A 10,259-nucleotide genomic window follows, 5' to 3' on the forward strand; every position below is an offset into this window, starting at 1 on the left:
ATGGAGAAGCTTTTTTTATCCGTACTAATCGATATGGAATGCCTGATACACTTCCCGTTTATTCATTCCACGGTCTTTTGCCGTTTGTTTGATTGCGTCCTTGGAGGGCAATCCCTGGCTGTTCATATAATGCTCAACATGCTCCTGAATGCCGAGGGGTGCCCACCAGTTTTCTGTTTCCCTTTCCACTCCGGATTCTCCGCCTTCAACGATCAGGCAGAACTCCCCTCTTGTTTCCCCTTTTTCCTCCCATATAATAGCTTCTGCGATACTTCCTCTGATGAATTCCTCAAATTTCTTGGTCAGTTCCCGGCAAAGAACGATTCTCCGCTGTTCTCCCAAAACTTCTCCCATCAAGAGAAGAGTCTCCCGAAGGCGGTGCGGAGCCTCATAGAAAACCATTGTCGCTGTTTGCCTTGAAAGGACCTCCAGTTCCTTGCGCTTTTCCTTTTTATTCCGCTGGAGAAATCCGTAAAAGTAAAAAGGCTGCGGCGCAATTCCAGAGGCAATGAGTGCCGTCAGCGCAGCATTGGCACCAGGCAGCGGCACGACCGTTAATTCTTCCTGGATTGCGGACCCTACCAGCTCATATCCAGGATCAGATATCGTTGGCATCCCGGCATCACTGACAAGGGCGATTTTAGCACCCTCTTTTAGCTTATCAATCAGCCGCGGTCCGCTGACTTCTTTATTATGTTCATGATAGCTTGTCACCGGAGTTTCAATCTCAAAATAATTGCAGAGCTTCTTGGTGTTTCGTGTATCCTCGGCCGCAATGAGATCAGCCTCCTTCAAAATCCTCAGCGCCCTGAAGCTCATGTCCTCAAGATTGCCAATTGGTGTTGGCACAAGATACAATATCCCCTTTTCGTTTTCCCGTTCAAAGCTCTTTTGCTGATGCATACATACCACCCGTTTCTCTAGTTAAAAACTCTTCCTTCTTGCCCCTGGACCATTGTTTAAAGGCATACTCTGCCTTCAGCGCGTCACTTTTAGAGGAAAAGCCCTTTGAATAAACAAGGGTAACAGGCCCGCGTCCCCTTGTATATTTTGCCCCTTTCCCCTGATTATGAAGCTTTACTCTTCGCTCCAGATCATTCGTGTAGCCCGCATAAAGGCTGCCATCCCTGCAGGACAGAACATAAAAATAATGCTCACTCTTTTCCATACAAAATCTCCCTGATTTCAGGAGTATACTCATTTTCCTCATTATAGACAATCAGCGGGTTTTCAATCTTTAAATCCGGGCTGCCGTCCTTAATGGCTTCGACGAGAAGGGTATTCGCTTCTTTTCCGGCTTTTGGATATACCAGTTGGATCCGTTTGGGTTCAAGACGGTATTTTCTCATTAACTCAATCATGTCAATGAGTCTTCCCGGCCGGTGCACAAATGCCACCTTGCCTCCCTGCCTGACAAGCTGGCTGGCTGATTTAATGGCATCCTCCAGGGTGCAAAGGATTTCGTGGCGCGCGATTGCCAAATGCTCGTTCTCATTGATTTCTCTTGTTGCCGGTGTCCGAAAATAGGGAGGGTTGCAGGTAACGACATCAAACTTCGCATGTCCCAGGATTTTGGGCATTTCCTTTATATCGCCATGAATCATCGAAAGCCTGTCATCAAGCTGGTTATACTGGATACTCCTTACCGCCATATCATGAAGCCTTTCCTGAATTTCCACTCCCACAATCGTTCCCTTCGTCCTAGTGCTCAGGAAAAGGGGGATGACTCCATTGCCGCTGCATAAATCAATTAGCTTTCCTTTTTGAATCGGGACATAAACGAACCTGGCTAAAAGCACCGCATCAAGGGAAAATGCAAATACCGAAGGACTTTGAATAATCCGAAGTTCCTCCGCCAATAAAAAATCTAATCTTTCATCTCCTTTTAGGTTAACCATTCAATATTTCCTCCATTGATATTGATAAAAAAAACCTTCCCTTGGCGGGGAAGGCTTCCGATTACTTTTTATTGAGAAACGAAAGACAGAACAGGCAATCGCCTTCCTTCCGCGGGCTGCCAAAGTGCAGGTTGCAGATATGGAAACCTTCCTGATACAGGCGGGCAAGATTATCATACCCTTCCCCGATATCAACCGCATTTCGGCCATCACTTCCGGCCTTTTTGCCTTTTCTGATTTTACTTTCCTTCTTTTCCGTGGTTCTTTCCAGACGGCGTCTTAAATGTTCATTTTCCAGCTTTAAAGAGTTATTCTCTTCAAGTATTTCCGCTAAATGCTGCTTTAACTCACCAAGCTGACCATAAAGGTTCCCGATTTGTGCTTCCATGTTACTTACTGAGTCAAAGATCTCCTTCTTATCCAACGTTTCCACCTCATTAATCTGTGGATGATTGCATCGAAACGGCTCCTTCTTTCAACACTTCATCTAGTGTATACTCCAGAACACGTTCCTGTCCGGCCAGCTCAACCTGCATGACGCGTTCCAAAATATTCAATCCTACCACTTTCCCGCGGCCATTTGGAGTCTCGATGATTTCCCCCAGATCCGGGAGCAGTTCCTTTGCCGTCTCATACTCATCGTTCTCGTATTTCAGGCAGCACATAAGACGGCCGCAAAGGCCAGAAATTTTTGTAGGATTAAGAGACAGGTTTTGGTCCTTGGCCATTTTAATTGAAACCGGATCAAAATCTCCTAAAAAGGTTGAACAGCACAGCATTCTTCCACAAGGGCCTATTCCGCCCAGCATTTTCGCTTCATCCCGTACACCAATCTGGCGAAGCTCAATCCTCGTCCGAAAAACGGCAGCCAAATCCTTCACGAGCTCACGGAAATCAACCCTGCCATCAGCTGTGAAATAAAAAATGACTTTATTTCGGTCAAACGTATATTCCACATCAACCAGTTTCATATCCAACTGGTGTTCGCTCACCTTTTGACCGCAAACTTCGTAAGCCTCTTTTGCCGCTGCCTTGTTTTCATCAACGATTAACCGATCCTTCTGGTCTGCAATTCTAACAACCTTTTTCAAAGGCAGAACAACATCATTTTCACCGACCTGTTTGCGAGGAATGACAACTCTTCCGAATTCAACACCTCTGACAGTCTCGACAATCACAAAGTCATCCTTTTGAATTGACAGTTCACCGGGATCAAAATAATATATCTTTCCCGCTTTCTTAAAGCGGACACCTACTACATCATACAAGTGAAGATCCCTCCTGCAATTTTAACACCAGCTCTTCCATTAAAAGCTGGGGATTCATATTGGCGTGCAACTTTCTTTTCGCCTCCAGAATCGCTGCCATTTGTTCGGTCAGACGCCGTCCGGATGTCTGCAGCGCATATTGCTCCAAGCGGGAACTTTCTCCCAGGTAGACAATCTGGTCTTGCTTGCCCAGCTGGATATATAGTAAATCCTTAAAAATAAGAAGTAATAAATCCAAACCACGATCGATTTGCTCTTTTTCTTTAAAGTGCAAGAACCAATTCTCCTGAAGCGTTACCATTGCTTCAAGGGGACTTTTCTTTAACACTTCATATAATTTTACCACTATTTTTTGCGCTTGTGCAAACCAATCATTTTCGTTCAATTCCAGTGCCTCTTCCCAATTATTGGTCAGCTGGGCCAATAATGGGGCTTTTTGCGGGTTTACTCCATGATCAAGCAGCTTTTTTATCATATTTTTAGGAGATAATGGTTTAAATCCAATTATTTGGCATCTGGATAAAATAGTGGGCAATATTTGCTGCGCCTGTTCTGTCATGAGGATTGCCACCGTCCCGGCGTGGGGTTCTTCCAGGAACTTCAGCAGGCTGTTAGCGGCATTGTTCGTCATTCGGTCCGCGTGCATGATCATATACAGTTTTTTTCTTGACTCGACTCCAGTCTTTGAAAACTCCTCCTGCAGCTCCTGGATCTGGGCTTTTTTGATGGAAAGTCCGTCAGGCTCAACAAAATGAATATCAGGGTGATTCCCATTATTTATTCTTTTGCAATTTACACACGCTTCACATGGTTTAAATCCCTCTCCGGGTTCCATGCAGAAAATGCTTTTAGCCAGCAGGAACCCAACCTCTTTCTTTCCAGTGCCCTTCATCCCTTCATATAAATAGGCATGGGCAACCCGGCCTTTCAGGATGCTGTTTTTTAGCATCTTCAGCACAGTCGGCTGTAACGCCTCCAGCTCGTCCCAGTTTTTTGCCATGTCCCATCACCCTCTTACATATATAAGTTAATTAACAGTCCTTTTATCTCCCCAATTTTGCCCAGAAGATCAAGCGGCTGTTCTTTCTTTGCCCGCAGTTCCTCTGCAAGCTCAACCAAACGGTCATCGATCGTCTCTACTACTTTCAGCGAGCGCCCCTCACCGTATTGATTCCAGCTGTGCGATTGCTTTAAATTCATACCAAACTCGACTGCTTCTTTTACAAACTGCCTCACTAGCGTTTTAAACTTGGCCATATCTTTAAAGCTTCTCGACCGAGCAAGCCGGCTCCCTGCCGCATCAATCTGTTCAAGAAGCTGCTGGAGCTGTCCCATCTGCATTTTATGTTCTTGTTTCTGGACAACTTCGTGGAACCTTACGCCGCCTGCAGCCGTTTGTTTTTGCTCCTGGCGCACCTGATCCAGCTTTAAATGCGGATCCTGATGTATTTTCATTTTCACTTAACCTCCGAAGCCATGTAGTTTTTCTATGCTCTTAAAATCAGCCTGGGGATTCATCGGTGCGCCAATCCTGTTAAAACTGGTGGAACTGTTCAACAGGAAGTACAAATACCGTTGCCCCTCCAACTTCAACATCAACCGGATACGGCACATACGAGTCGGCATTCCCTCCCATTGGAGAGACTGGAGCGACTAGCTGATCCCTCGCCTTGCAGTTATCCTGAATAACCTGCAGAGCCTTGTCCACCCTTATATCTTCAGTCCCGATGATAAAAGTTGTATTACCCGACTTCAAAAACCCGCCAGTACTGGCAAGCTTGGTCGCGCGGAAATTATGTTCTACCAGCGCATTTGAAAGTCTATTGCTGTCTTGATCCTGAACTACAGCTAAAATTAGTTTCATGTGAATGCCCCCCATTTTAAAATTCCGAGTTTTATGTATTCCTATTATACCAGCATTCCGGCACAAGGACAGGTGCTAAATGAGAAATACCAGTGGCTCCCAGTGCCGGAATTCGAAAAAAATAAAACCTTAAAGAAGAAGAAGTCTCCTTAAGGTCGATGAATGCTGATTGCGTCTTTAATTTTACCTTCTGCCTCATTAAATACCTGCTCAAGTGGCCTTGAAGCATCAATTCTGGCAATTCTGCCGGAGAATCTTTCAGCCAGCAGCAAGTACCCTTCCCTGACCTTCCGGTGAAACTCAATCGTTTCAAGGTCCAGACGATTTACTTCCCGCCCGCTATGCCTGTTGATGCGCTGCAGCCCTATTTCAGGAGCCAGATCAAAATACAAAGTCAGCTGAGGCATCATGTTCTCGATCGCAAATTGATTGATGGTCAGAACCTCTTCAATCCCAAGGCCCCGGGCATGTCCCTGATAAGCAAGAGAGCTGTCGATAAACCGGTCGCATATAATAATCTTCCCCTGCTTTAATGCAGGAGCTACTTTCTCAACGAGATGCTGCCTTCTGGCTGCTGCATAAAGAAGAGCCTCCGTCCTAGCATCCATGGCCGTATTTTCTTTATTTAAAATGACTTCCCTGATCTGTTCCGCAATCTCGATACCACCCGGCTCGCGGGTTGCGACCACCTCCAGGCCTTCGCTTACAAGCCTGGATGTCAGCATGTTAATAATTGTTGTTTTTCCGGCTCCCTCTGGGCCTTCTATTGTTATAAATAAACCATGATTCATTCTGGGTATATCCTCCAACTAATAGTAAAAAATTTTAATATTGCCTGCAGCCAGGCTTTGTCCTCCCTGTAGCTTTGCTCCTTGCTTCAGCAAATATTCCAGTACTGCAATATGCTCGCTGCTGATTATTTCCCCGGGGAGAAGCAAAGGGATTCCTGGAGGGTAAGGAATAATGGCTTCTGCGCATATCTTTCCTTCCGAGCCCGAGAGAGGAACTTCGATCTGACAAAGAGTCTCCATTTCCCGGTAGGTGACGGCTGAAGCCGTAATGCTCAATTGGCTTTCCGCCAATCCTGTCGGCACCGGGCTGGCTAAAAATGATTGAGTCATTCGACTGGCTGCAGCTTTTATCTTTCGTACTGCTTCATTAAAGGGATAGGACATATTGGTTTTTAACAAAGGAAGAACAAAAAGGATATTTTTAGGATCAGCAAGCTCCGCGTAAATTCCCTCCTCCTCGAGAAGGTGCTGAAGCTGAAAACCGCTAACCCCATTGGTAGATGAAATTGTCATTTTAAGGGGATCCCCATTGCCAATCGGCAAAACCGTTAGCCCGGGAATGCTCTCAACCTCCTCCCTGAATGGATGAATCCTTTCCATTAAAAAATCTTTATCCTGTTCACTGTAGGTTCCCAGGTAGCTTCTGGCCCCATCCAGGGTAGCCATAATTGGATAGGAAGGACTGCTCGATTGCAGAGCCTGCAAATAAAAAGATAATTTTTCCTCAGAGACAATGCTGCTATTATAATGCAGATACGCACCCATTGTCATTGCAGGCAGGGTTTTATGGGCCGAGTGTACAACAAGATCAGCTCCCAATGAAATAGCAGAAGACGGAAAGGGGGCTCCTGCAATGAAGTGGGCTCCATGTGCTTCATCTATTAATACGGGAATCCCGTGCCTGTGTGCCAGGTTAATGATCTCACCCAGGTCATTCACCATTCCATAATAATTGGGATAAGTCAGAATAAGTGCCTTTGCCTGTGGATGGGCCTCTATAGCATTGCGGACTGTCTGGATGTTTACCCCTCCAGCCACCATGGACTCCTTTTCAAACTCAGGGCTTAAGTAAATTGGCTTTGCCTTGGCAAGTTTTATCCCGTTCATAATCGATTTGTGAGAGTTTCTTTGTACCAGGACTACATCATCTTCAGTCAGGGCCGTTAGGATCATGGCTAAATTCCCGGAGGTTGAACCATTGACAAGGAAATAACTTTTCCTCGTGCCGTAGAGATCTGCCAAAAGCTCCTCTGATTCCAGAATGACCCCCTCGGGTGAATGAAGGTCATCCAGCCCGGATAGTTCCGTTGCATCTAATTGGAGCAGCGGGCGAAAAAAATCATGTCCCTTTGCGGGGAAGACTTCCCCGTATTTATGGCCGGGTACATGGAAGGAAATCGGCTGCCTGTTGCTATGTAAAATTAACTGGTCAAGCAAGGGAGTCCTCAAGTGGTTCATACCATCACCATTTTTCATTAATAAATATTATTCCACTCCTTATTTTATCAAAGTTTGGACTGGCCCCGCTGTTTTTTCAGACGGAGATAGCCGCACTTTTTTATACACAATGCTTTTAAGCAAAAAAAATAAAGCCCTAAAAGAGCTTTAAGAATAGATTTCGGGTTTAGTAACCTTTCTAAGCTTTTCAACATAAAACTTATATTTCGGGTCCCTTGTATCGGTTTTAATCATAATTTGTTCACACTCCGTGCAGATAAATGAAGTGTACAGATGTATTCCAGTCGGTTTCACTTGTTCACACACAACACATTCTTCCCCAACCTGAGCGTCCGTTACTGATCTACCCAAATTCTCCACCTCCATACACCCATTCTGCCCCGGTACTCCCTTTTGTATACAATTTTTCGAATTGTCAATTGTAGAGTTTACTTGATTTATATTGTATGTTGAATAACGGTAATCAGTGTATGTCTCCAGGGAAATTTACTATTTATATTTAAAAAATGAACCGTTTGCTGCTTAGTAAGGCACCCAGTAGGTTGACGAATAAGTCTGCCTGGCGTTTTTATACATGGATCTACCTTATTTAAATCTGCAGGTTTTTAAGGTTGGGTGATATATTGGTTTGCTGCGGGATTACGTGCTTCTTTTTGATGAAGGGGAAAGCAAATTTAAGGTTTTTACCTTGATTCTTCCTGTTTATTGGATCACCAATGTTAGGCTGGGAAAGACGATCCACTTTATTTTAAAAACAGTTATTTTAAGCATCTAAAAGGGGACAACTTTGCGAAAACACATTGTACTGACACCTGATTTTAACTAGTTGATTTCTAAAAAAAGGTCATTTTTCATTTATGCATCGATTCCTGCAAGTTATGGATTGATTGTTTCCAGTTATGCATGGATTATTTTTGGTTATGCATTGATTTTTCTCGTTTATTGAAAAACCTGTGTCCAGAGTGTGAAAACAAGGGAAAAACCAGCCTCTTTGTTTTAAAAGGGACTGTAAACTTTATTCATATGTCTAAAAAGGTAACAGTTTGGCGAATAAAGTAGGCTGCAGATGCCTGATTTTAACTAATTGATCTCTAAAAAAGAGGTCATTTTTAATTAATGCATGTATTCCTGCAAGTTATCGATCGATTGTTTCCAGTTATGCTCGATTATTTTTGGTTATGCATAGATGCTTCTCATTTATTGAAAAACCTGTGTCCAGAGTGTGAAAACAAGGGAAAAACCAGCCTCTTTGGAGAGCGTATTTAATTTTGTGTAAATGGTTATAACTTCCAAGGAGGAGATGATCATTTATGCATAGCTTTGAAAACAAAACAATTAGGGATCTAGCACAGGAATGTGAGTCAGTAGACGATATTCTTGCCATGATGAAAGTTCTATTTAAAGAAACGCTACAGCTTGTATTCGAGGCGGAGATTGAAGAACACTTAGGTTACTCGAAACATAGCCAGCTTGGAAATAACTCAGGTAATAGTCGGAATGGATACAGTAAAAAAACAATTAAAACTAAATTCGGAAACACACAGCTACATATTCCTAGGGATCGAAAAGGGGAATACGAGCCTCAAATTGTAAAAAAGTATGAAACCTCTATCAACGGTCTGGAAGAACAAATTATTGCTTTATATTCAAAAGGAATGTCGACTAGGGACATTGAGGACCACATGAAAGATATTTATGGAGTCAACGTGTCCCCCAGCCTAGTAAGCAAAGTTACAGATAAGATATTGCCACAGGTCTTTGAATGGCAATCCCGGCCACTGGAACAGGTGTATCCTATTGTTTATTTGGATGCCATTCACTTTAAAGTACGTCATGAGAACCGCATTATTAACAAGGCTGCCTATACAGTCCTGGGAGTCAATTCTCAAGGTGTAAAAGACATCCTTGGAATTTGGATTGGTGAGAATGAGAGCGCCAGTTTCTGGCTGAGTGTCTGTACAGATTTAAAAAACCGAGGGGTCGAAGACATCCTGATTGCCTGTAAAGACGGGCTTGCGGGCTTCTCCGAAGCAATACAGTCCATTTTTCCGCAAACAGATATTCAGTTATGTGTCATACATCAAATTAGAAACAGTATGAAGTATGTAGCTACAAAGGATCGACAAGAGTTTATGAATGACTTAAAGAAAGTTTATAAAGCATCCGTTATCGAAGAAGCGGAATTACAATTCGGTAAACTTCAGGAAAAATGGTCAAGCAAATATCAAAAAGTAATTTCCTCCTGGGAAGAGAACTGGGTAGAGTTAACTGCCTTTTTTGCCTATACATCCGATATAAGAAAGATGATCTATACCACCAATACCGTGGAAGGCTATCATAGGCAGTTAAGAAAAGTAACGAAAACCAAGTTTGCATATCCGACAGACAATGCGCTTAGGAAAATCATTTATCTAGCTACAACAGGTATAGTAGAAAAATGGGGTAACCCAATACCAAGTTGGCTAGAATGTAAGAGTCAGTTCAAGATAATTTTTGGAGACCGGTTAAAAGACTAATCACTGTCATATTTCGGTGGCCTTTATAGGGCTAAGCCCCTTACTATTATTTAAGAAAATAATTCATTTACACAAAATAATTTATACTCCCCCTCTTTGTTTTAAAAGGGACTGTAAACTTTATTTCATATGTCTAAAAAGGTAACAGTTTGGCGAATAAAGTAGGCTGCAGATGCCTGATTTTAACCAGTTGATTTCTAAAAAAAATCTTTTTTCATTTATGCATGTATTCCTGCAAGTTATCGATCGATTGTTTCCAGTTATGCTCGATTATTTTTGGTTATGCATAGATGCTTCTCATTTATTGAAAAACCTGTGTCCAGAGTGTGAAAACCATAAAAAAAGACCAGCTTATACAGCTGGTCTTTTGTGTGCCTGGCAACGTCCTACTCTCACAGGGGGAAACCCCCAACTACCATCGGCGCTGAGAAGCTTAACTTCCGTGTTCGGCATGGGAACGGGTG

12 protein-coding genes and 1 rRNA gene are annotated in these 10,259 nt (G+C 43.3%); 1 reads left to right on the plus strand and 12 read right to left on the minus strand.

Translation table 11 applies throughout. From position 1 onward, the window contains the following. Positions 1 to 24 precede the first annotated feature (24 nt). From rsmI to EV146_RS25990, 11 genes are all read right to left on the minus strand, one after another. A complete protein-coding gene (gene rsmI, locus EV146_RS25940; protein ID WP_132011505.1) occupies positions 25 to 903 on the minus strand; it encodes a 16S rRNA (cytidine(1402)-2'-O)-methyltransferase in 879 nt (292 codons plus the stop codon). Continuing rightward, the gene (locus tag EV146_RS25945) at positions 881 to 1,168 is read right to left on the minus strand and encodes a GIY-YIG nuclease family protein (RefSeq protein WP_132011506.1); all 288 of its coding nucleotides are present in this window, start codon (positions 1,166 to 1,168) and stop codon (positions 881 to 883) included. The genes rsmI and EV146_RS25945 overlap by 23 nt, the downstream gene beginning before the upstream one ends. Beyond that, positions 1,155 to 1,898, minus strand: coding sequence for a tRNA1(Val) (adenine(37)-N6)-methyltransferase (locus EV146_RS25950; RefSeq protein WP_132011507.1), 744 nt, complete (start codon positions 1,896 to 1,898; stop codon positions 1,155 to 1,157). Before EV146_RS25950 ends, EV146_RS25945 begins: the two co-directional genes overlap by 14 nt. Positions 1,899 to 1,959: 61 nt before the next feature. Next, positions 1,960 to 2,322, minus strand: coding sequence for a DNA replication initiation control protein YabA (gene yabA / locus EV146_RS25955; protein WP_132011508.1), 363 nt, complete (start codon positions 2,320 to 2,322; stop codon positions 1,960 to 1,962). 13 nt (positions 2,323 to 2,335) lie between these two features. Continuing rightward, positions 2,336 to 3,166, minus strand: coding sequence for a PSP1 domain-containing protein (locus EV146_RS25960; protein ID WP_121610384.1), 831 nt, complete (start codon positions 3,164 to 3,166; stop codon positions 2,336 to 2,338). Next, positions 3,159 to 4,166, minus strand: a complete 1,008-nt coding sequence (gene holB / locus EV146_RS25965; RefSeq protein WP_132011509.1) for a DNA polymerase III subunit delta' — start codon at positions 4,164 to 4,166, stop codon at positions 3,159 to 3,161. Before holB ends, EV146_RS25960 begins: the two co-directional genes overlap by 8 nt. Before the next feature lie 14 nt (positions 4,167 to 4,180). Then, on the minus strand, positions 4,181 to 4,621 hold the full coding sequence (locus EV146_RS25970) for a YaaR family protein (RefSeq protein ID WP_132011510.1): 441 nt from the start codon (positions 4,619 to 4,621) through the stop codon (positions 4,181 to 4,183). A gap of 79 nt (positions 4,622 to 4,700) precedes the next feature. Next, positions 4,701 to 5,030, minus strand: coding sequence for a cyclic-di-AMP receptor (locus tag EV146_RS25975; RefSeq protein WP_121610387.1), 330 nt, complete (start codon positions 5,028 to 5,030; stop codon positions 4,701 to 4,703). 149 nt (positions 5,031 to 5,179) lie between these two features. Then, positions 5,180 to 5,821 carry a dTMP kinase gene (gene tmk, locus EV146_RS25980; protein ID WP_132011511.1) on the minus strand — a complete coding sequence of 214 codons (642 nt, stop codon included), beginning with the start codon at positions 5,819 to 5,821 and terminating at the stop codon, positions 5,180 to 5,182. An 18-nt stretch (positions 5,822 to 5,839) separates the two neighbouring features. Next, entirely contained in the window at positions 5,840 to 7,297 is a 1,458-nt protein-coding gene (locus EV146_RS25985) for an aminotransferase class I/II-fold pyridoxal phosphate-dependent enzyme (protein ID WP_309136140.1), read from the minus strand. A gap of 129 nt (positions 7,298 to 7,426) precedes the next feature. Beyond that, positions 7,427 to 7,645, minus strand: coding sequence for a sigma factor G inhibitor Gin (locus EV146_RS25990; protein ID WP_121610389.1), 219 nt, complete (start codon positions 7,643 to 7,645; stop codon positions 7,427 to 7,429). Positions 7,646 to 8,589: 944 nt separating this feature from the next. Here EV146_RS25990 and EV146_RS25995 point away from each other — a divergent pair. Next, positions 8,590 to 9,795, plus strand: a complete 1,206-nt coding sequence (locus EV146_RS25995; protein ID WP_132011512.1) for an IS256 family transposase — start codon at positions 8,590 to 8,592, stop codon at positions 9,793 to 9,795. 373 nt (positions 9,796 to 10,168) lie between these two features. Here the strand turns inward: EV146_RS25995 and rrf are convergent. After that, a 5S ribosomal RNA gene (rrf, locus tag EV146_RS26000) occupies positions 10,169 to 10,259 on the minus strand; the annotation flags it as partial.

Source organism: Mesobacillus foraminis (genome assembly GCF_004340465.1).
Lineage (GTDB): Bacteria > Bacillota > Bacilli > Bacillales > Cytobacillaceae > Mesobacillus_B > Mesobacillus_B foraminis.